The sequence below is a fragment of the Nocardioides panacisoli genome, from assembly GCF_019448235.1.
GTDB lineage: Bacteria > Actinomycetota > Actinomycetes > Propionibacteriales > Nocardioidaceae > Nocardioides > Nocardioides panacisoli_A.
On sequence record NZ_CP080409.1, the window covers coordinates 2,957,738 to 2,977,510 of the forward strand.

Below are 19,773 nucleotides of genomic sequence, written 5' to 3' on the forward strand. Positions count from 1 at the left end.
GGCTCGCTACAGGTACATCCCGCCGCTGCCGTGCTCGGGGCGGCCGGACTCGTCGGGCTGCTGGCCCTGGCCCTGCTGCCCGGGCTGGGCACCGGCCGGCAGCGCGCGGCGGATCTGCTCGAACTGGGCCCGCGCCGCCATCTGCTGGGCGTAGATCGCGGTCTGGATGCCGTGGAAGAGGCCCTCGAGCCACCCCACCAGCTGGGCCTGCGCGATGCGCAGCTCGCTCTCGGAGGGAGTGCCCTCCTCGGTGAAGGGCAGGGAGAGCCGGTCCAGCTCCTCCACCAGCTCCGGTGCGAGGCCGTGCTCGAGCTCGGCGATGGAGGAGCGGTGGATCTCGGCCAGCCGGTTGCGGCTCGCCTCGTCCAACGGCGCCGCCTTCACCTCCTCCAGGAGCTGGCGGATCATGCTGCCGATGCGCATCACCTTCGCCGGCTGCTCGACCAGGTCGGTGATGGAGTTGTGCTCGTCCTCCTGCGCCGCCATCGGCTGGCCGTCGGGCCCGATCACCATGATCGGGTCGCCCTGGGGCTTGCCGGAGGCCTCGGGCGAGCCGTTCTCGGTCGAGTCAGTCATGCCTCCGACTCTAGTTCAGCGGTGGTGCCGCCCGACCGGGGTCAGTCTCCTCCGGGGGTCAGCAGCACCTTGCCGGTGTGGCTGCTCTCCTCCAGCACCCGGTGCGCGTCGGCGGCCAGCGCAAGGGGGTACGTCGCATGCACCGTCGGCTTCACCGCCTCGTCGGCGACCAGCGGCCAGACGTGCTCCACCACCGAGGCGCAGATGGCGGCCTTGTCGGCCTCGCCGCGCGAACGCAGCGCGGTCGCGATCACCGCGCCGCGCTTGCCGAGCAGCTTGGCGATGTTGAGCTCGCCCTTGATGCCGCCCTGCATGCCGATGATGACCAGCCGGCCCTGCTCGGCGAGCACGCTGACGTTGCGGTCGAGGTACTTCGCGCCCATGTTGTCCAACACCACGTCGGCCCCGCCGGCGGCCTCGCGGACCACCTCCACGAAGTCCTCCTCGTGGTAGTCGATCGCCCGCTCGGCACCGAGCCGCTCGCACGTGGCGCGCTTCTCCGGCGTACCGGCGGTGGTGAAGACCCGGGCGCCGAACCGGCTCGCGAGCTGGATCGCGAAGGTGCCGATGCCGCCGGCGCCACCGTGCACCAGCAGCGTCTCGCCCTCACGCAGCCCGGCGACCATGAAGACGTTGGACCACACCGTGCACGCCACCTCGGGCAGCGCCGCCGCGGTGACGAGGTCGACGCCCTCGGGCACCGGCATCAGCTGGCCGGCCGGCACGGCCACCTTGGCGGCGTACCCGCCGCCGGCCAGCAGTGCGCACACCTCGTCACCGACCTGCCAGTCGGTCACGCCCTCGCCGAGCGCGGCGACGGTGCCGCTGCACTCCAGGCCGAGCACCTCCGAGGCGCCCGGCGGCGGTGGGTAGAGGCCCTGGCGCTGCAGCAGGTCCGCACGGTTGATCGCGGTCGCGGCGACGTCGAGGACGACCTCGCCGGGGCCGGGCTCGGGGTCGGGGAGTTCGGTCAGGGCGAGGGCGTCGGCCCCGCCGGGCTCGGTCACGGTGACAGCCTGCATGTCCCTCACCCTAGGACCTGTCGGTCGGGGCGGGACGCCTCACTCCGGGCCGGGGTCGGCCAGGTCGCGCAGGTCGGTCCACGAGTCCACGTCGCGGTGCTCCCGGTCGTGTGCGGGGACGGCCGCGAGGTCCAGGGGCGCCAGCAGCGAGTGCAGCGAGGCGCCGTGCTGCTCCTCCAGCGGGGGGCGGGCGGCGTCGAGTCCCGCGGTGCGCAGCACCAGGGCCAGCTGTCGGTGGCCGCCGGGGTCGGTCAGGGCGGCGCCGTCACGGCCCTCGGCCGCATCCCGGAGCCGGCGGATCGTCGTCGTGGTCACCCGCGGCATGTCCACCGCCAGCACCGCCACCGTCGCGAAGCTGCCGAACAGCGCGTCCCGGCCGGTCAGCAGGCCCGCCACGGGGCCGCCGTACGCCGGGTCCTCGCGGACGAACGTCACCGGCCGGTCGGTGGGCACCTGGGTGCCGACCACGACCACCTCGGCGGCGTCCACCACCGCCTCCAGGGCGTGGGCGAGCAGCGTGCGGCCGTCGACCTCGATCGAGGCCTTGTCGGCGCCGCCGAGGCGGCTGCCGCGACCACCCGCGAGCACGATCGCGGCGAAGCTGTCCAGACTCATCGTGGCGAGTCTGTCACGACGCACCGTCGACCCGGGGCTGTCCAAGTGACCGCTGGTTCGACACACTGGGGGCCGTGAGTGAAGCGCTGGAGATCGCCCTGGTCCAGGCGGCGTCCGACCTGGACCCCGAGTCGAACCGAGCCGCCCTGGACCGGCTCACCCCGACCGACGCCGACCTCGTCGTGTTCCCCGAGGCCTTCGCCCGGGACTTCGGCGAGCCGGGCTCGGACGTCGGTCCGTACGCCGAGCCGCTGGACGGCCCGTTCGCCACCGAGGTCGCCCGGGTCGCCGCCGACCGCGGCACGACCGTGGTCGCGGGCATGTTCGAGCAGAGCGAGGACCCCGAGCGGCCCTACAACACGCTCGTGGTGCGCGGCGCCGTCGAGACCGCCTACCGCAAGATCCACCTTTACGACTCCTTCGGCTACAAGGAGTCCGACCGGCTCATGCCCGGTCCGGAGGAGCCCGTGCTTGCCGAGATCGGCGGCTGGCAGGTCGGGTTCCTCACCTGCTACGACCTCCGGTTCCCCGAGCTGGCGCGGGCGCTGGTCGACCGCGGCGCGGAGCTGCTGGTCGTGCCGGCCGCCTGGGTGGCCGGGCCGCGCAAGGTCGACCACTGGAGCACGCTGCTCGCCGCACGGGCCATCGAGAACACCGTCTACGTCGCCGCCGTGGGCCAGACCGCACCGCGCTACTGCGGCCACTCGATGGTCGTCGACCCCTTCGGCGACGTCGTGGCCGAGGTCGGCCCCGGCGACCCCGACGACCCGCTGGTGATCACCGCGCGCGCCGAGCGCGAGGTGCTGGACGAGGCGCGTCGTACCAACCCCTCGCTCGCGAACCGCCGCTTGTAGGCTTCCCGCCGTGTTCAGCGCGGTGGATCGGTCGAAGGCCCGACGGGCCGCTGCCGTGACCCTGTGGCTGCTGGTGACGGCGGCCGCGGCCGCGGCGATGGTCGCGGCGATGGTGCCGGTGGGCCCCGACTGGCTCGGCGCCGCGGGATCCGTCGGCGTGGCGACGACCTTCACCTGGGGGCTCGCCAGCCGCACCGGGGGCCGGCCGATCGTGTTCGGGGCCCTGGCCTGTGCGATGGCGGCGTCCGCCGCCTGGGTCGGGCCGGACCAGCTGCGCACCGGGGGCGCGGTGCTGATCGCCGCGGTGTCCGCCGTCTTCGCGGTGATGGTGACCGTGCCGACAAAGGGCTTCCTCGGCGCCGTCCGCGAGTGCGTCATCGCGTTGGTCATCTCCGCCATCGGCGCCCTGGCCGTGGTCGGGCTGGAGCCCACGATCCGTGTCGCGCGCTTCGAGTACGGCGCCGCCGGGCTCGCGCTGGTCGGCATCTTCATCCTCGTCAGCCGCCTCGGGGCCGGCCTGCACGGCCTCGGTCGGCGCGGCCTGATCATCGTGATCGTGGGCGCCGCGGTGCTCGCCGTCGGGCTGCTCTACGCCGAGCTGCTGCGCACCTACTCCACGACGATGGTCGTGGACACGCTGCTGTCCTGGGTCAGCTGGAGCCGCGAGGAGCTCGGTGCCTTCCCGCGGCCGATGGCGGCCGCACTCGGGTTCCCGGCGCTGGCCTACGGCGTCCACATGCGGGCCCGCCGCCGGCAGGGCTGGTGGGTGTGCGCCTTCGGTGTGGCCGGCACGGTCTCGGTCGCCACCGTGCTCGCGAACCCCTCCACGGCCCTGCAGGAGGCCGGCCTGTCGGTCGTCTACGGCCTGGTCGTCGGCCTGGTCATCGGCTTCCTGCTGATCCGCCTCGACCTGGCCCTGACCGGCTCCCGCGGCAAGCGCAGCCGGGAGGCCGAGCGCGACGCCGCCGTCCGCCCCGAGCCCGCCCGCACCGCTCCGCTCCTGTAGCCGTCGAGTGCTCACTTCCCCCGGTTGAGTGCTCACTTCTTGGCCGGCGAGTGCTCACTTCCTTGCGGTCGAGTGGGCGGTTCCCGACGCTCGGGAAGGCCCACCGGCCCCACGGCGTACGCCGCCACGCCGCGACTTCGGGTACCCGGCGGTAATGGCTAGGTTCGACCCATGGCCCGCACCCGCATCACGCAGATCGCCGCCGAGATGGTCGCCAACGTCATCGAGGTCGAGGTCGCCGAGGGCGCCCGCGTCGAGCCGGGTGACAGCGTGGTGCTGCTGGAGTCGATGAAGATGGAGATCCCGGTGCTCACCGAGGTCGCCGGCGCCGTGCGGGCGATCAAGGTCTCCGCCGGCGACGTCGTCCAGGAGGGCGACGTCCTCGTCGAGATCGAGGGCTGATCCCCGGCCCGACGCGGCCGTCAACCCGCTCGCTCGTGGCAGAGGGGGCGGGATTCGAACCCGCGGTGGGTCTCCCCACGACCGCTTTCAAGGCGGTTCCGATAGGCCACTCCGGCACCCCTCCTCGTCCCGTCCGCGACGGGACACCGCCAGTGTAGGAGCCGGCACCGCCCACGCTTTGCCCGGTCGCCCCCGCCTTGTGTTCAATCGGTGCCATGGACACCGCCTCGGCCACCCACCACCGCCTCGCCCCTGCCGTGGTCGCCCGTTTCGTCGGCGCCTACCTGGTGGTCTTCGCCGTCGTGGTTCTCGCCGCGACCGCGATCGCGTACGCCGCCGAGCTCAACCTGGACCTGCTCGTCCTGGTGCTGGTGATCGGCCTGCTGGGGCTCATCGGCATGTCGTGGTGGCTGCGGAGCCGGGTGGTCGTCGTACGACTGACCGCCGACGGCTATCGGGTCCGCATGGTGCGTGGCGTCGGTGTCGCCGAGGCCCGCTGGGCCGAGGTCGAGGACGCGGTCCCGACGACGCCGCACGGCATCGAGTGCGTGACGCTGCGGCTCAAGGACGGCCGTACGACGACCATCCCGGTCGCGCTGCTGGCGGCGGACAAGGACGACTTCGCCCGCGACGTACGGTCCCACCTGAGCCGCTCGCGGCGCTGAACTCCGGTCCCGTCCTCGATCAGTGCGACGGGGGAGTGGGCCCGGATTCGGGGCTCGACGCAGCGGCCTTGTAGCCTGAAGCGCGCTGGAGGCGTCGCCTAGTCTGGTTTATGGCGCCCGCCTGCTAAGCGGGTTGAGGGTAATCCCCTCTCGCGGGTTCAAATCCCGCCGCCTCCGCAGATCGCACGGCCCTCGGCGAGTCCGACTCGCCGGGGGTCGCTGCGGTGAGGGCCCGATTCGGCACCACGGTGTCGTCTCGGCTATCCTCGACCGGTCGCCACGGCGACGGGCGCCTGTAGCTCAACGGATAGAGCATCTGACTACGGATCAGAAGGTTTGGGGTTCGAATCCCTACAGGCGCGCAGACCGACGAAGCCGCAGGATCAGCCCGCTGACCTGCGGTTTCGTTGTTTTCCCGCGACGTGCGGGCATAGCCGGTGCGAGTTCGTCTGGGGCCCCGATCCGGCCTGCGGGCACACTCTGGGCACACTTCGCGCGCGGCCACCTCGGCTGGAGGCCACCAATGAGGGCCGATGGTGAGTTCCCTTGGCCCCGTTCCCGGCCCCCAGAGGGCGATGGTCGGTAGGCGCTTTGCGGCTGGGTGAGTGCGTGGGCTAGATCACGCCAGCGGATCAATCGCGGCGGTATGAGCCATGTCGCCGAGCGCACCTCGCGGCGGGGGCGCGCGCCTGAAGCAGCGGCCAAGTCCCACGAAATGCGATCAGTGAGGGGAACCCGGAGTGCAAACTGGATCGCGTGTACTTCGCCTATATCGACGAGACGGGGATAGACGGAACCTCGCCCGTGACCGTTCTCGTGGGCATCGTGGTCAACGAGGTTCGAGCAACCAAGAGCCGAGTTGACCTCGCTGAGATCCTGACGAGCCTCTCATCCGTTACGGACCCTCCGATGTCAGAGTTGAAGGCGCGAGATCTGATGCGAGGCAAGGGCGTGTGGCGTCGTGTTCCCGGCGAGACGCGCGCCAACGTGGTGACCAACATCTGCGGTTGGCTTAACGATCGAAGGCACACCCTCGCACTCGCGGCGATCGACAACGAGAAGTTCGCGGCCGACTGCATGGCACCCGCGGAGATTGGCACACCTTGGAAGGCTGGCGCGCTGCACTTGGCGCTGCAGCTTCAGCGGGCGCACCAACCAAAGAAGCGAAACAAGGGCAACACCGTCCTTGTCTTCGACGACAACAAGGTCGAGGCTTCAAACTTCGTGGATCTTATGTATGACCCACCGGAGTGGACGGACGACTTCTACGGTCGGCCTGCGCGCTCCTTGCGAATGGACCAGATCGTCGACACTCCCTTCGTGGTCAAGTCGCATCACATCGGCCTCGTGCAACTCGCAGACCTGTTCGCCGCGATTTTCCGGCGCCAAGCGGAGCTTGGAGACTTCGGCGAGCCAGAGGCATACGCAGGTGAGACGGAGCGCGTAACTGAGTGGATTGAACAGTTGGGAGGTCGGCTCGTCGCAAGAGAGCATCGTCACCCAGCCCGTGGAGGATCAGACTGCGCTGCGTGGTTCCGACAGATGAGCCCCGCTTCGCTCATCTCGCCGGGCTAGCTAGCCACAGGTGATCGCTCATCGGCAGATCTGCCCGCCGCGATGACAGGCGGCGGTATGAAGCGACCTGGTTAGGCGGTGCGATGACGTGGCCCGTGGCCACGCGGGACGAGTGCTACCTCTGCAGCCGCGACAGGACGTGAAGAAGCAGCAGCGAGAAGGGCTGCCGCGCAGGTCTCCCCGCGTGGACCCTAGCCGTCGCTCTTCGTGCGCGGCAGTGCGCTACTGAACCGCCTAACCGCGCCGTATGACTGTCCGAAAGACTCCGACCAAGCGATCTCACCCGCGACACGTCCGCGTGCTTGTCCTAGCGCGTACAGGTCCCACCTGAAGCCGAACACGATGGCAGGTCTTGCATGCCAAGGGATTCGTGTGGTGTCACGCTGCACGCGAATGAGGCTTAGGAATCGGCCATAGTTCAGCCCCCACGAGAGCACATAGACATAAGGCAGGTTCACCAGCGGCAGCCAGACCAGCAAGGCCAACACCAGACCCTGAGTCGTCCAGTCGATCTCGGATCGTTCCTGCCAGATCACCACTAGGGTTGCGGCCAAGAACGCGAAGCCAGTCAGTGCGAGAAGGGTCTCGAGGCACGACGCGACTTGCTCCGCCCCCTCTCGTCGTTGAGCTACGATCTGTACGCCGATCGCCAGAGCCATGGTGGGCTGGATCACGAGTTCGATCCACAGCGGAAAGCTGACGATGCCGAACACGAATTCGATCAAGAGCGTGAGCGCAAAGGTCTGCTTCATCGCGGTGCGGAAGTAGTGCGGGTCGTCGTCCGCGCTGAGGGACTTAGAGACCGTGGCGAAGGCGCCGATCACTAGGAAGAGCACCGTCTCTTTCCATAGGTCTTCCTCCCAGAGCCCCACTCGCGAGGCCAGCCAGACGAAGAACAGGGTGTATGCCCAGAAGGACACGATGACTGTGGAGATCGGCGGCTTCATCGCCTGTAGCGCGATCCTGCCGAGACTCATGAACGCGCTGGGCTTCTTGAACGCAAGGAACAACGCGAACCCGCTCAGCAAGACCAGACTGGCGAACTCGCAGGTCGAAAGCATGGCCCGACCCTATGGAGCACCGCCACCGGCCGCAGGGTCATGCATGCCTTTGTGCTGTAACAGCGCCGAGGTGCGCAACTGCCGCAGGATCCTCGAGACTTTGGGACTCAGCCGTTTCGCGACTGTTGGAGTGGTGGTCACTAGCGGCGGTGTGACGCGGGTTATCTAGGCAGCTCACGCGGGAATCGTTGCTAGAGGGATCCGAGGTAGGTGCCTACGTCGAATGGATCGAGCGGAGCATCGTGTCGAACGTAGAGAGGGTGGTGCGGATGCCCGTCCATGGTTCGTGCACCGCGGCTCCACCACGTGCAGTTCGAAAGCTCGGGCAGCGCGACGATCTCGCTGAGCAGGCCAGCTAGGTACTGCCGCTTGCGGATGAGAGTGCCCCAGGCCGCCCACACTGGCAGGTCACGTCCAGCCACAAAAGCCGCGATCGAGCGCAGGTTCCACTGATGGAGTTGGGGGTCCATGGCCGGATGGATGTCTTCGGGGTCGGTCGCACGTTGAGGGTAGACGTTGAGCATCATGAAGCTGTCGTAGTCGCCGTACGCGGCGACACGTTCGACGGTTGTGACCGTTCGGTCCAACGATTCGGGCGCGGCAGTGGAGGGGTTGATCCCGATGCAAACCAGCGGGCGGTGTCCCTCGGTTCCGAGCAAGGTGCGCGCGTCATTCTCAGGACTTGGTGTGTAGATCCACGTCTTGTTCGACACGCCCCAAGTTATCGCGAGGCATCTGGGCTCATCGGGGAACGGCGCGGAACGATCCGCCCAGTATTCGCGTGAGCCTTCGACGTCCTGCCGAAATTTCGGCGTTTCGGCCACGGGTGTGGGTGGGACCTCGAGTGCTCCGTAACACCGCAGGAGCTGCGCCCCAAGCCGTTCTCCCGTGCACACTGTTCGCATGCAACAGGTCGGCAATGCGATTACGATCCTCGGCATCCTGGTCACGCTTGTTGCGTACTTCGGGCAGCACAGTGGAGTGTCGCTGGCCGATCTGGAGCCGAGCCTCATGGCTCGGTGGCGGCGGGCTCGCGGGTGGGCACGGCGAAGGCTGGGCCGTGGAAAGGCCAACACGATCAACCTCAACGCGGCGATCGAGATCTCCTCAGCCATGTCGGCAAAGCTCTCGGTCTGGAGTCCGATCCAGCCCGGCGACGACATAGCCGTACGGGCCGACAAACTGGAGCGGAACCTCGACCAGCTCCGTGATGACTTCCACGAGACCCGCACGGAGCATGACGCTCGAGTCCGCGAGCTTGAACAGCGGCTGACGGGTCAGATCAGCGACCTAGATAAGTTGGTGGCCAACAGACACGAGGAGAGCCGTCACGCCGCGACCACAGCGATGAAGTGGGAGGTCCGGGGTCTCCTCCTCACGCTAGTAGGCGCGGGCCTGAGCATCCTCGGGTGAGAGGCCTCACGCGCAGATCCACCTTGGCGGCTTATCCCCGCGCCATAGTGGCCGATGTGCCCCCCTTGGCGCGCGTCATGGTGGTCAGCGGCCGTCGGTGTGGGCGCTGAGTAGCCCGACTTCGTTGGTGTAGGTGGTGGCTGAGCGGCCGGCGTAGTAGTCGCGGGCGACGTTGATGCTGTGGCCGGCCCATTCGGCGGCGAGGTAGGTGGGAATGCCTTTCTCGAGCCACCAGGTCACCGCGGCCTTGCGAAGCGTCTTGGGGGCCATCGCAGCCAACTCGTGCTTGGGAGTGCCGGCGAACACCTTCTCGCAGGCCGGGCGCCAGTAGACGTGCTTGAGGTTGCCCCAGTCGAGGTGGCCGCGGCCGGTGGGGCTGAGCCAGGTGCGTTCGGGGGAGTGGTAGCCGCGCTCGAGATGCTCGCGCAGCGCGTCCGCGACGGCGGGGATGGCCGGGACGGTGCGGGTCTCGCCTTCTTCGCGGTGCTTGGGTGGTCGGTTGCGGCGGCCGGCGAGGTTGGTCTCGGTGTCGTAGACGCTGGCTTCGGTCTCGGCGAAGGTGACCAGGGTGGGGGTGTCGAAGGTGATCCAGTCGGGGCGGTGGGCGACGAGTTCGCCGGGGCGTGGGCCGAGGGTGCCGGCGGCGAGGATGAGGCTGCGGTACCGGTCACCGGTCGGGCGCCCGTCGACGATGGGCCCGAGGGTGGCGATGGCGTCGGCGAGGTCGAAGATGTCCTCGATCGAGGGCAGCAGCCGGCTGGTGGCGCGCTTGGCGCGTGCGGCGGGGGCGAGGGCAGCGACGCCGGCGAGTGGATCGCGGTGGGTGTGGCCGCTGGAGGCGGCGGCCTTGATGATCATGGCAAGGGTGACGTAGAAGGCGCGCACGGTGGCCGGGGATGCCTGCTCGACCGGAAGGGTGATGTCGTGGGCGCCGGCCGCGAGCGCGTCGGTGAGGTGGCGCTGGTTGGCCGCGGCGGTACGGCGGTTGATGGAGCGGCGTGCGATGACGGCACGGCGCAGGTCGTCGGGGGTGAGGTCGGCGAGCAGGATGGAGTCCCCGGGCCGGGCGCCGGACCGGCGGTCGCAGCGGGGGTCGGTTTCGGGGTAGACCAGCAGGTCGCAGGCCGTGCGCATGTTGTTGCGGTGCCCGAGCATGTTCTTGTCCCCGAAGGTGGGCGCCATGATGGGCCACCACACCTGCTCGCAGTAGGCCGCGAAGCTCAACCCACCCGTGCGGCCGGCCGACGGCGACCGACCGGTTGCGGCGTGCGCGCTGTCGGCACTGTCGGTGGGCGCGCCGGTGGGGTCGATGGGCCAGCCGCGTTCGTCGGCGTCCCAGCCCATGAGCTGGGCCCGGCGGAGCTGGTCGTGGAAGGTTCGGGCGTAGCCCTTGGCGGTGAAGGTGCGCTTCTTGGCTACGCCGTTCACGCGCCACCGCAGGAACCATCGGGTCGCGGCCTTGTCGTTCGCTGCGACCGTGTGTCCGGCGCTGGTGCGGCCCTGGAGGCCGTAGACGCCCCAGGTGGTCATCGCAGTTCCTTCTCACGCAGGTAGCTGCGTACGTCCTCGGGGCGGAACCGGAGCTGGCCGTTGACGCGGATCATGGTCGGCAACAGCCCGGTGCCGGGGCCGCGGGCTGCCCACTTGCGCACCGTGCTCTCGCTGACACCGAGCCACACCGAGAGGACCCGCAGCCCGATGAGGGGTTCCTCGGGACACTGGCTGGCGGTGACACCGTCTCCGGTCTCGGGGGTGGGAGGGTCGGTCCGTGCGGACCGTGGCTCGCGCCCGGAGGGGCGTCCGCCTGGATGGGCGGTCAAGTGCCGCGGACCGGTGTGGCTCTCGGTGGTGTTGGCAGGGGCATGGGAAGCGTGGGAAATCTCCATGCCCCTTCACATGCGGAGGCGACGACGGGTCGGCGGTTCAGCCCGAACCAGAGACACGCCAAGGGCGCATGCGGCCTGTTCGGCTCGCGGAACCAGAGGCGCTGAGGAGCCGGCGCGACGCGGGTCAATGACGTGGCGGGCGCCTCGTCACGGACGGTGACGCGGGGTGTCGCAAGCGGCTCCGGCGACGCGGCCGCACAGCCACTCACGGCGACCAACGCCCAGACGAAGACGTGCCGTGGCGACGGCTCGCCGCCGGGAATCTCGTGGGTGTCGTGCACCCCGAACTGTTGATTCAGCGACGAAGAACTGCGGTGGACGTTCGGACGGTTGAGGTCGGACCAGTGCTGCCCGAGCGGACCGGTGCTTGGCTCAGATCGAGGGGCGAACCCCGTTCAGAATCGGCAGCCGGACGAAGGCGGCGGCATGATTCCGTGGCGGGGTGGGACGCGGCCCGGAGGCGAGCGCCTCGACGGAGAGAAGCGACCGTTCTGCCGATGTTGCGACCCTCGTGATCGCGACGCGAGGAACGGTTGTGCCGTTGAGAAGTCTCGCGGCTGCATGCCCTCAGCGCGGCCGGTGTGCGACGAAATCGATGTGTGATTCGCGCCTGAAGTCAGCGCTCGGTCCGGCCGTACGGCGCCGACTCGGGTGTGGATATGCACTGGTGTTGTTTTTTCACACGAAGGTCAACTACCCCCAATATCCCCAGTGAGAGGGGTCCAAACCACCCCGACACAACAGCCCTTCGGGCTGCCCCCCTGCGAACGGCACGAAAGAAAGGAGGGAATCCGACCGAGCGCCACGCCATTTCTCAAGCCACAACGCACGGGACGCGAAGGCGAAAAGGCGAACAACCGGGACGCACATCGAGGGCACAGCGAACACGGCGACGACACGACGCATCGACCCGACACGCGACGCAACGCGGCGAGCGCCAGCGAGCCTCATCAGTATGGCGGTCCCGTTCCCCGCAGCGTCCGGTTGCGCCTGGCGGCGAGCAGAACACGACGACGACCACGGGCCGTCGACAACAGATCGCGATGACGACGGTAGCGCCGTCGACGCCGTGAGCCAGCAGCCCACGAACCTGGGCCTTGGGTCAACGTGCCGATCCTTCGAGCGCCACCGCGGTTCGGGGACCGTAGCCAGATGCGGCGGAATCTTCGCTACAACCGCTTGAGGTTCCTGACGGCGCGACAATCCATGCCCCAACCCGACACTAGGCACGATCTCGATCGACCTCGTCGGTGTGCTCCACCGTTGCGCACGGCGCTGTTGTGGACTGCGGCGCCTATGAGTGGATAGAGGCAGCGATGTCGGGCGCCACCTCCATGACCAGAAGTGCGGCGGCGACGTGGGTGGGGTTGTCCTCGACCTTCACCACGGAGAGTTCGTTGGCGCGGGAGACGCGGCGGTCGACGGTGTTGCGGTGGGCGTAGAGGTGGGCTGCTGCCTTGGTGGTGTTGAACCCACATTGCACGTAGGTCAGCAGCGCCTCCCGTAGCTGCGCGTCCGCTTCAGCCAGCGGACCGAGTGTCTTGACGACGAAACGCCGTGCGCTGGCGCGATCCTTGGTGAGGGTGTCGATGAGCTCGACGTCGGCGTACGCCGTGAATCGCCGGTCTGCTCCCAGTCGGACGAGCATCGCTTGGGCTGCCAAGGCGTCCTGGTGACTGGACCTGAACCCTTCGAGGCCCCGCCCGGCTCGGCCGGCGGTCGCCTGGACGTCGTCAGCCTTCGCCACGACCTTCTCGACCTCGTGAAGGTCGGGTGCGGCGGAGCCGGACAGCCACATCCAGCGTGAGGTGGCGCTGGCCCGTGCCACCAGCGCGTTGCGTCCTGCTTCCGTGGCGCGCACGGCAGCGACGACCTCTTCCACGGCGTCGACGTGCTCAGGATCCTGGCTCCACAGGACGAGGGCTTGGTGCCACCGCGCGAGCCGGTAGTTCAGGCGGCTCTCCGCGTAATCCCTGGGGACGGGAGCCCCGCTGGCGATCAGCTGGATCATTGCGATCGCATCGGCGTCTGCATGGCTGACGGCATCGGCGATGCTGGCCTCTCTCAGCGCGGCGAACCAGTCGATGGCGTACTGCGCCATGGATTGCGCGACGATGTCGAGGACCTCCACGAGGAGTCCTGGATCGTCGCACTGGCGAAGGCACTCCTCCAGCCACCGGCGCCACGCGACCGCCAGTCCCGCTCGCCATCCCCCGGCGAAGTCCGGCTCGATGCCGCGCGACGCCAGATCGCGGAAGTAGGCGGTCGTCCGGGAACCGAAGTAGGGGTCCACCCGGCACCCCGGATGCTGGATGTTCGAGGTGAGCCACTGCACCAGGTCGGAGCGGTTGACCTGGCGGTCCTCGGCGGCGAGCGAAGCATCCGACGTCAGGGCCGGGTCGTTCTGGGCGTCGCGCGCGGGTTGCGTGACCGCTTCAGTGAACGCGTCCGCCTCGGTGAGGAGGCTGTCGCTCACTGACCGGATGACGTCGGCAGCCTCCGGGGTGGGCGAGGGCCACAGTTGCTCCATGGGATCGCAGTCTGCCTTGGCCCGGTCGACCTATGCCATGGCCTTCTCCTCGACTCGGAGCAGTTCGGCGACCCGCTCGGCCGCCCGCTGACCCGTGAGGACGGCCCCGTTCATGGATCCGGTCCACTCGCCGGCCGTCTCGGTCCCGGCCCAATGAATGCGCCCGTGGGGCTCGGTCAAAGCGCTTGCGTACCTCAGCGATGCGTAGGGCGCGACGACAGGGTTGGGCCCACCCGCAGCGAACGAGTCCGTGCCCCAACAGTGGTCGATGTAGTCGATGGGGTCGGCGGCCTCGGGGCCGTACAGGTCCGCCAGTTGTCGCACGACCTGGGCGCGTCGGACGTCCGGGGCGTGGCCGTCGAAGACGCGCGGGTCGCAGAAGGCCATCAAGATGCCCGGTCCGGCAGGGTCGGGAGAGACGTCGAAGGTGATGAACACGGTCCCGGTGTCGGTGAGTCCCTCACCCGACAGTCCCGCGTCGCGCCAGAAGGGCCGCTGGTACGCGACGTAGGCCTTGCTCAGTTTGCCCAGACCCCAGGTGTGGGTGAGTCCTTGCGCCTGCTCCGATAGTGCCGGCTCGAATTCGATGCGGGCTCGATGCTCGGTGGCCGTGGTGACGATCGCACACGTGGCCTCGATCCGTGTCGAGTCGGTGTGGATCGTGACGCCGTCGCCGTCCTGGGCGATCCGGCGGACGGGAGCGCCGGTGATGACACGATTGCCGAGCCGATCGGCGAGCCGGATGGCGATCTCCTGCGTGGTTTCGGCGTACCGCTCCTCCTGCATCCCGTTCTCCACGTCGAGCAGGTGGTCGACGCCGCCGAAGGCACGGATGGTGCGCAGGACGTGGAGCAGCGAGACGTCGCTGGGCTGGCAACCGAACTCCACCTTGCACACCACGGTCATCAGCGCGCGCGTGCTCGCCCGGGCGCGTTTGCGATCGAGCCATTCGTCGAGCGAAACCGCATCGAACTCGGCCGCGCGCGGGGACTCCCACGGGGTGTCTACATCGATGGTCGCCGCCAGCTTGTCCAGGGCCATCTGCACCCGAGCCATGTTCACCAGCGCAACGGGGGAGAGCTTGGGAATGCTGCCCTTGTAGGTGCGCCGCTTGCCGGCGAACCACAACGTGTTGCGGCCCTCGGCGAACTGGGGGACCGTCGTACAACCGACCTTCTCGGCGAGGTCGCGGACCGCGGTGTGACGCCGCGAGACCCACGTCCCACCGAGGTCGACCTTGACGCCGGCCACCTCGCCCGACAGCACACGGCCGCCCACGCGGTCGCGACCTTCCAGGATCAGGACCGAGACGCCCATACTGGTGAGCCGGTCGGCAGCGCTGAGACCCGCGAAGCCCGCACCGACGATCACGACGTCGACAGAGGTGGTCCCGGGGGCGTTCTCAGGGGATCTCGACATGGTGTGCTCCTTCGCTCACCCGGTCCGCGTGGTGGGTGATGTAGTGGGTGAGGGGGTCGACCAGGGCCTCGGGGACGTGGTGCCCCATGCCGGGGATGACGACGTGCTGTGCGGAGCGGATCGCTGCCACGGTCGCGGCGCCGCCGCTGGGGTGCACCATCAGGTCTCGATCGCCGTTGATGACCAGCGTCGGGGCGGTGATCCTGCTCAGCTGGGTGGTGCGGTCCCCGGATCGCTGGATGGCCTGGATCTGCCGGGCCACGCCTGCGGCCGGGTCGCCCGCGCTGCGATCCCAGCCCCGCGCGGCGATCGCCGCTTCCGCCGCGTCGTCGATGGGGTACGCCGTCCCTGCGACGTGCTGGGTGATGCGCAGGTGGGCACGCACCGCGTCCGTTCGCGTCCTCGCCTCGGGAGCAACAACGAGGAGGCGGATGGTCGATTTCGCGGGCTTGCCCACCTGCGTCGATCCGGTGGTCGAGTAGATCGACGTCAGCGAGCAGACGCGCCGGGGCTCCGTGGCGGCGACGGTCTGGGCGATCATGCCGCCCATCGATCGGCCGACCAGATGGGCCCGGTCGATGTCCAGGTGGTCGAGGACCCCGAGGCAGTCCCGGGCCATGTCGGCCAACGTGTAGGCATCGGCACGGGGACGGGCCAGAACCTGCCGCCAGATCGCTGGCGGGGGCGTCGTCATGAAGCTGGACTGGCCGACGTCGCGGTTGTCCATCGTGACCACGCGGTAGCCGCGAGAGACCAATGACCGGATGAACGACGTACCCCAGAAGGTCTGGTCCTCACCCAGCCCGGCGATCAGGAGGATCACCGGGTCGTCGTGGGTGCCGTGGTCGCGGAAGCAGATGGTGACCCCGGTCGGGAGGGTCGTGTACTGGTCGACGCTCGAGGCGTCGGTCTGCTCAGGCATGCGTCGGCCTCCGCTCCTGGGGGGCCCGTGGGACGGCGCGGGCGGTGCCGAGTTCCAGGTGCTCATCGGCGACGGACCCGCGCAGCGCCTTGGCGTCCTCCTGGTAGGACATCGCCATCCGCCACGGCGACGAGGGCCCCTGCTTCGGGAGGAACGGTGCACCGCGCTTGGCGTAGCCGGACTGGAGATCCATCACTGGCCGTTGCTCCATGCCCGGCGGTGGGACTGGAACGGCGTAGTCGTGCCCGTGCGCGTCCATGTGCTTGACCAAGTCGATGAAGTAGCGGCACATCAGGCTCACCTTGAGCGTCCACGACGACGTCGTGTAGCCGATCGCCATCGCCCAATTGGGGATCCCGCTCAGCAACATCCCGCGGTAGGCCAAGGACTCGGAGATGTCGACCTCACGGCCGTCGACCACGATCGGCATGCCGCCGAAGAGCTGCATGTTCAGCCCCGTCGCGGTGACGATGATGTCCGCCTCCAGCTCCTCGCCGGACTCCAGCACGATGCCGCGTTCGCTGAACCGCACGATGCTGTCGGTGACGATCGAGGCGTCGCCGGCCTTGATGGCGTCGAAGAAGTCACCGTCGGGCGCGAGGCACAACCGCTGGTCCCACGGGTCGTACGGCGGGTTGAAGTGCTTGTCGACGTCGAAGCCCTGGGGGAGCCGTTTGCGGTTCTCGCGCCGGATGAAGCGACGCCCCGCCCTGGGGAAGCGTCGCAGTCCCTTGACGATGGCTCGCTCGACCCAGATGTTCTTGAACCGGGTGGCGGCGTAGCCCCGCTTCTCGCCCAACAGTTTCGTGAGCGTGAGCGCGAGGCCGTCCACGCGCGGCATGGCCATGATGTACGTCGGCGTGCGCTGCAACATCGTCACGTGCTCGGCAGCGTGCTCGCCGGTGAGCATCGCGGGCACCATGGTGACCGCGGTCGCCCCGCTGCCGATGATGACGACTCGCTTGCCGGTGTAGTCGAGGTCTTCGGGCCAGTGCTGGGGGTGCACCACCGTCCCCTCGAAGTCATCGCGGCCCGGGAAATCGGGCGCGTAGCCCTCGTCGTACCGGTAGTAGCCGGTCGCGGCGAACACCCACCCGGCGCGGATCGTCTTCACGGTGGTCGAGCCCGTGCTGGGGTCAGTGGTCTCGACGCTGAGGGTCCACCTCGAGTCCGCCGAGGACCACTCCGACCGCACGACACGGTGACCGAACCGGATGAGCCGATCCAGGTCGTTCTCCTCGACCGTCTCCTGCAGGTACTCCCGGATCAGCGGCGCATCGGCGATCGCGCTCTCGTGGCGCCACGGCTTGAACTCGTAGCCAAAGGTGTGGAGGTCGGAGTCGGAACGGATGCCCGGGTAGCGGAAGAGATCCCACGTGCCGCCGATGTTGTCACGCCCCTCGAGCACGACGAGGGTCTTCTCGGGCAGCTCCCGGCTGAAGTACGTCGCTGCGCCGATCCCGGAGATCCCCGCTCCGATGACGACGACGTCGAACTCCTCGACTGCGTCTGACCTCTCAGTCGTCATGACTGCCAACTCCTCGCTGTTGTGGGTGACCGCTGCCTCCCACTGTCGACAGCCCATGACGTCGGTCACAACGACAACCTGCACCTGCCTTGGTCGAGGTGGGTGCAGGTTGTCGTTGTGGCAGAGGTCACTCGATCGCAACCGTGGGGCGATCAGAACCAGACGGCCGCCACACCGGGCGCGGCCACGACCGAAGGACCACGACCATGAAGGACCTACTCTTCCTGGCGGCCGATCTCCTGCTGATCTTCGCCGGCTTCTACTACGGATTGAGGTTCCTGCGGATCTACCGCAACCACCTCTTGGCACTCGAGTGGCTGGTGGTGGGAACCTCAGCAACCAACTTCCTGCTTTGGTCCCTGCTCAGCGGTTCCGAGAACAGCCCCTTCTACGACATCGCGTACGCCCTGGACGCCTTCTCGCGCTCCTTCGGCATCACGCTGATCCTGGTGCTGGGGTTGCTGACCGTGACCCACCGCTACCGACCGCCAGTGGCGGTCGAGGTCGGTGTCACCCTGCTGGCCGTGACGGGCGGCATCGTCCTGGGCGGCCTCCACAGCGACACCGACGTGAACCTTGGACTCGCGGTCTTCTACGTCGTGATGAACCTGCTCACCACGTGCTTCCTGGCCTACTTCGCGTGGCGGCTGTGGCGGATCGGCGCGGCCAAGCAGGCGGTCTGGACTGCGTTGGTCACCGCCGCAGCCTGCTTCATCGCGATCACCTACGACTTCTTCCCGTTCTCCTTCGACGACGAGAACCGCACGATCTTCTACACCGCCGCACTGGCGACGTGGGGAGCTCAGGGCATCGCCTACTTCCACGCCTACCGCGCGATGCACGAACACAACGTGGCGACCGATGCCGCCTCAACCGAAACGGTGGGGACGACCTCATGAAGACCGACGGCACGACGTACACCAACTTCACCGGATGGATCGACCGGCCGGAGGACCTGCAGCCCGCGCTCCACCGGGACCTCACCTGTGACATCGCGATCATCGGGGGCGGCATGGGGGGCATGGCAGCCGCGCTGCGCCTCGCCGAGCGCGACCAAGACGTCGTCCTGCTGGAGGCCGAGTTCTGCGGCTACGGCGCGGCCTCACGCAACGGCGGTCAGATCGCCGGGGCGCCAGGGGGCGATCTGCGGATGCTCAGCCTCCAGTCCCCGAAGAAGATGCCGGTGATGGTCAAACTGGCCGAGAATGCAGGCCACTACGTGGAAGACCTCATGAAGACGCACGACATCGAGTGCGACTACGTGGCGAACGGCCTGGTGTGGGGCGCCGTCTCACCCATCATGATGCTCAGGGTCCGCACCCAGGCGGCGATCCTGCGCGCCTTCGGTGGACAAGGAACCGTCGGCAGCCGGGAGGAACTCGGCCTCCCCGCCGGATTCGTGGGTGGTATGCGAGAGAACATCGGCGGGATGCTGAACCCGGGCAAGCTCGCCCGGGGCGTGCGCCGCGCGCTCCTCGCCTCCTCCGCCACGGTCTTCGAGCAGTCGCGGGTGAGCGACGTCCGGCGAACGGGCAGTGGTGTCGAGCTCACGACGGCACAGGGCACCGTGCGCGCCAACAAGGTCGTGCTCGCCACCAACGCCTACGGTGGCGAATGGGACATCACCCCCCAGCATCTCTCGACGCCGCTGTACGTCATCGAGATCGAGTCGGAACCCATCGATCCGGAGCGGCTCGCCGAGCTGGAGTGGACCAGTCGGTCCGGCATCATCACTCAGCACCAGTTGATGACCCACTACCGGCTCACCGAGCGCAATACCATTGTTTGCGGGGTCCGCCATGCGCAGCGCGGCCTGACCTACCCGCTCCCTGACCGAGTCCCCGATCCCGGTGTCGTACGGGACATGGGAAAGGACCTGTCCGACCGGTTTCCCTCGCTGTCCGACGTGGCCATCGAGCGGGCCTGGGGCGGGTGGATCGGCATCACCCCCGACTGGCTGGCCATCGCAGGTCAGGTGGGCGACAACGTCTACTACTCGATGGCCTGCAACGGCCACGGCCTGTGCCAGGTGCCATACGTGGCCAGCCAGCTCGCCGACTATGTCGTCGACGGCGAGATGTCGGAGGACCTCGCCGGTATCTGGTCTGACGTCTCGGAGTACCCGTCGTCGATGTCACGACTGCTGAAGCCGTTCGTCCTGCGAGCCGTCTGGGGGTTGGACCGGTTCAACGACTCCATCAACGGCAGCAAGACGCTGGCACGACGGCGGCCACGTCGCCGCAGGCACGAACGCTGACGGATCGGGTGCGGGCGCCTTCGGGGCGGTGACGGCGTGGAT

Annotated in this window: 19 protein-coding genes and 3 tRNA genes; 10 read left to right on the top strand and 12 right to left on the bottom strand. The window is 68.5% G+C overall.

Going from position 1 to position 19,773, the window contains the following annotated elements; all coding sequences use genetic code 11:
• Positions 1-6 precede the first annotated feature (6 nt).
• The 3 genes from KUV85_RS14340 to mobA are packed head-to-tail and all read right to left on the bottom strand — an operon-like array spanning position 7 to position 2,213.
• Positions 7-576, bottom strand: coding sequence for a bacterial proteasome activator family protein (locus tag KUV85_RS14340; RefSeq protein WP_219960571.1), 570 nt, complete (start codon positions 574-576; stop codon positions 7-9).
• A gap of 41 nt (positions 577-617) precedes the next feature.
• On the bottom strand, positions 618-1,598 hold the full coding sequence (locus KUV85_RS14345) for an NAD(P)H-quinone oxidoreductase (RefSeq protein WP_219960572.1): 981 nt from the start codon (positions 1,596-1,598) through the stop codon (positions 618-620).
• A 39-nt stretch (positions 1,599-1,637) separates the two neighbouring features.
• Positions 1,638-2,213 (bottom strand): molybdenum cofactor guanylyltransferase, encoded by a 576-nt coding sequence (mobA, locus tag KUV85_RS14350; protein WP_219960573.1) that lies wholly within the window; start codon positions 2,211-2,213, stop codon positions 1,638-1,640.
• A gap of 74 nt (positions 2,214-2,287) precedes the next feature.
• On the opposite strand from mobA, the gene KUV85_RS14355 reads away from it, so the two are divergent.
• The 3 genes from KUV85_RS14355 (at position 2,288) to KUV85_RS14365 (ending at position 4,475) form a co-directional block, all read left to right on the top strand.
• Entirely contained in the window at positions 2,288-3,067 is a 780-nt protein-coding gene (locus KUV85_RS14355; protein ID WP_219960574.1) for a carbon-nitrogen hydrolase family protein, read from the top strand.
• A 10-nt stretch (positions 3,068-3,077) separates the two neighbouring features.
• On the top strand, positions 3,078-4,073 hold the full coding sequence (locus KUV85_RS14360) for a hypothetical protein (protein ID WP_219960575.1): 996 nt from the start codon (positions 3,078-3,080) through the stop codon (positions 4,071-4,073).
• 171 nt (positions 4,074-4,244) lie between these two features.
• A complete protein-coding gene (locus KUV85_RS14365) occupies positions 4,245-4,475 on the top strand; it encodes a biotin/lipoyl-binding carrier protein (RefSeq protein WP_219960576.1) in 231 nt (76 codons plus the stop codon).
• Positions 4,476-4,511: 36 nt separating this feature from the next.
• On the opposite strand, the gene KUV85_RS14370 is transcribed toward KUV85_RS14365, so the two are convergent.
• A tRNA-Ser gene (locus KUV85_RS14370) sits at positions 4,512-4,599 on the bottom strand.
• Positions 4,600-4,690: 91 nt separating this feature from the next.
• Between KUV85_RS14370 and KUV85_RS14375 the strand changes: the two genes are divergently transcribed.
• The 4 genes from KUV85_RS14375 to KUV85_RS14390 all read left to right on the top strand — a co-directional run bounded on the left by KUV85_RS14375 (position 4,691) and on the right by KUV85_RS14390 (position 6,715).
• A complete protein-coding gene (locus KUV85_RS14375; RefSeq protein ID WP_219960577.1) occupies positions 4,691-5,140 on the top strand; it encodes a hypothetical protein in 450 nt (149 codons plus the stop codon).
• A gap of 87 nt (positions 5,141-5,227) precedes the next feature.
• Positions 5,228-5,317, top strand: a tRNA-Ser gene (locus KUV85_RS14380).
• A 112-nt stretch (positions 5,318-5,429) separates the two neighbouring features.
• Positions 5,430-5,502 (top strand) — tRNA-Arg (locus KUV85_RS14385).
• 394 nt (positions 5,503-5,896) lie between these two features.
• Positions 5,897-6,715, top strand: a complete 819-nt coding sequence (locus KUV85_RS14390) for a DUF3800 domain-containing protein (RefSeq protein ID WP_219960578.1) — start codon at positions 5,897-5,899, stop codon at positions 6,713-6,715.
• 191 nt (positions 6,716-6,906) lie between these two features.
• Here KUV85_RS14390 and KUV85_RS14395 read toward each other — a convergent pair whose 3' ends face one another.
• Together KUV85_RS14395 and KUV85_RS14400 are read right to left on the bottom strand one after the other, a co-directional pair.
• Complete coding sequence (locus tag KUV85_RS14395; RefSeq protein ID WP_219960579.1) at positions 6,907-7,776, bottom strand: hypothetical protein; 870 nt, start codon at positions 7,774-7,776, stop codon at positions 6,907-6,909.
• 191 nt (positions 7,777-7,967) lie between these two features.
• Positions 7,968-8,489 carry a DUF1643 domain-containing protein gene (locus KUV85_RS14400; RefSeq protein WP_219960580.1) on the bottom strand — a complete coding sequence of 174 codons (522 nt, stop codon included), beginning with the start codon at positions 8,487-8,489 and terminating at the stop codon, positions 7,968-7,970.
• Positions 8,490-8,679: 190 nt separating this feature from the next.
• Between KUV85_RS14400 and KUV85_RS14405 the strand changes: the two genes are divergently transcribed.
• A complete protein-coding gene (locus KUV85_RS14405) occupies positions 8,680-9,189 on the top strand; it encodes a hypothetical protein (RefSeq protein WP_219960581.1) in 510 nt (169 codons plus the stop codon).
• A gap of 84 nt (positions 9,190-9,273) precedes the next feature.
• Here the strand turns inward: KUV85_RS14405 and KUV85_RS14410 are convergent, their stop codons facing one another.
• From KUV85_RS14410 to KUV85_RS14435, 6 genes are all read right to left on the bottom strand, one after another.
• Entirely contained in the window at positions 9,274-10,719 is a 1,446-nt protein-coding gene (locus KUV85_RS14410; protein ID WP_219960582.1) for a site-specific integrase, read from the bottom strand.
• Positions 10,716-11,075: a helix-turn-helix domain-containing protein gene (locus tag KUV85_RS14415; protein ID WP_219960583.1), complete on the bottom strand. Its 360-nt coding sequence runs from the start codon at positions 11,073-11,075 to the stop codon at positions 10,716-10,718. The genes KUV85_RS14410 and KUV85_RS14415 overlap by 4 nt, the downstream gene beginning before the upstream one ends.
• A gap of 1,294 nt (positions 11,076-12,369) precedes the next feature.
• Entirely contained in the window at positions 12,370-13,605 is a 1,236-nt protein-coding gene (locus KUV85_RS14420) for a helix-turn-helix domain-containing protein (protein WP_219960584.1), read from the bottom strand.
• 30 nt (positions 13,606-13,635) lie between these two features.
• A complete protein-coding gene (locus KUV85_RS14425) occupies positions 13,636-15,024 on the bottom strand; it encodes a flavin monoamine oxidase family protein (RefSeq protein ID WP_219960585.1) in 1,389 nt (462 codons plus the stop codon).
• On the bottom strand, positions 15,008-15,946 hold the full coding sequence (locus tag KUV85_RS14430) for an alpha/beta fold hydrolase (protein ID WP_219960586.1): 939 nt from the start codon (positions 15,944-15,946) through the stop codon (positions 15,008-15,010). The genes KUV85_RS14425 and KUV85_RS14430 overlap by 17 nt, the downstream gene beginning before the upstream one ends.
• Positions 15,939-17,474: a flavin-containing monooxygenase gene (locus tag KUV85_RS14435; RefSeq protein WP_219960587.1), complete on the bottom strand. Its 1,536-nt coding sequence runs from the start codon at positions 17,472-17,474 to the stop codon at positions 15,939-15,941. The genes KUV85_RS14430 and KUV85_RS14435 overlap by 8 nt, the downstream gene beginning before the upstream one ends.
• Positions 17,475-17,680: 206 nt before the next feature.
• Here KUV85_RS14435 and KUV85_RS14440 point away from each other — a divergent pair, with 206 nt between their 5' ends.
• Together KUV85_RS14440 and KUV85_RS14445 are read left to right on the top strand one after the other, a co-directional pair.
• On the top strand, positions 17,681-18,373 hold the full coding sequence (locus KUV85_RS14440) for a hypothetical protein (protein ID WP_219960588.1): 693 nt from the start codon (positions 17,681-17,683) through the stop codon (positions 18,371-18,373).
• Entirely contained in the window at positions 18,370-19,731 is a 1,362-nt protein-coding gene (locus tag KUV85_RS14445) for an NAD(P)/FAD-dependent oxidoreductase (RefSeq protein ID WP_219960589.1), read from the top strand. Before KUV85_RS14440 ends, KUV85_RS14445 begins: the two co-directional genes overlap by 4 nt.
• Positions 19,732-19,773: the final 42 nt, after the last annotated feature.

Excerpts from the sequence above, each read along its gene's own strand:
- KUV85_RS14445 (WP_219960589.1), top strand. The coding sequence starts at position 18,370 with ATGAAGACCGACGGCACGACGTACACCAACTTCACCGGATGGATCGAC.
- KUV85_RS14375 (WP_219960577.1), top strand. The coding sequence starts at position 4,691 with ATGGACACCGCCTCGGCCACCCACCACCGCCTCGCCCCTGCCGTGGTC.
- KUV85_RS14365 (WP_219960576.1), top strand. The coding sequence starts at position 4,245 with ATGGCCCGCACCCGCATCACGCAGATCGCCGCCGAGATGGTCGCCAAC.
- KUV85_RS14415 (WP_219960583.1), bottom strand. The coding sequence starts at position 11,075 with ATGGAGATTTCCCACGCTTCCCATGCCCCTGCCAACACCACCGAGAGC.
- KUV85_RS14410 (WP_219960582.1), bottom strand. The coding sequence starts at position 10,719 with ATGACCACCTGGGGCGTCTACGGCCTCCAGGGCCGCACCAGCGCCGGA.
- KUV85_RS14440 (WP_219960588.1), top strand. The coding sequence starts at position 17,681 with ATGAAGGACCTACTCTTCCTGGCGGCCGATCTCCTGCTGATCTTCGCC.
- KUV85_RS14435 (WP_219960587.1), bottom strand. The coding sequence starts at position 17,474 with ATGACGACTGAGAGGTCAGACGCAGTCGAGGAGTTCGACGTCGTCGTC.
- KUV85_RS14420 (WP_219960584.1), bottom strand. The coding sequence starts at position 13,605 with ATGGAGCAACTGTGGCCCTCGCCCACCCCGGAGGCTGCCGACGTCATC.
- KUV85_RS14340 (WP_219960571.1), bottom strand. The coding sequence starts at position 576 with ATGACTGACTCGACCGAGAACGGCTCGCCCGAGGCCTCCGGCAAGCCC.
- KUV85_RS14395 (WP_219960579.1), bottom strand. The coding sequence starts at position 7,776 with ATGCTTTCGACCTGCGAGTTCGCCAGTCTGGTCTTGCTGAGCGGGTTC.
- mobA (WP_219960573.1), bottom strand. The coding sequence starts at position 2,213 with ATGAGTCTGGACAGCTTCGCCGCGATCGTGCTCGCGGGTGGTCGCGGC.
- KUV85_RS14345 (WP_219960572.1), bottom strand. The coding sequence starts at position 1,598 with ATGCAGGCTGTCACCGTGACCGAGCCCGGCGGGGCCGACGCCCTCGCC.
- KUV85_RS14425 (WP_219960585.1), bottom strand. The coding sequence starts at position 15,024 with ATGTCGAGATCCCCTGAGAACGCCCCCGGGACCACCTCTGTCGACGTC.
- KUV85_RS14430 (WP_219960586.1), bottom strand. The coding sequence starts at position 15,946 with ATGCCTGAGCAGACCGACGCCTCGAGCGTCGACCAGTACACGACCCTC.
- KUV85_RS14405 (WP_219960581.1), top strand. The coding sequence starts at position 8,680 with ATGCAACAGGTCGGCAATGCGATTACGATCCTCGGCATCCTGGTCACG.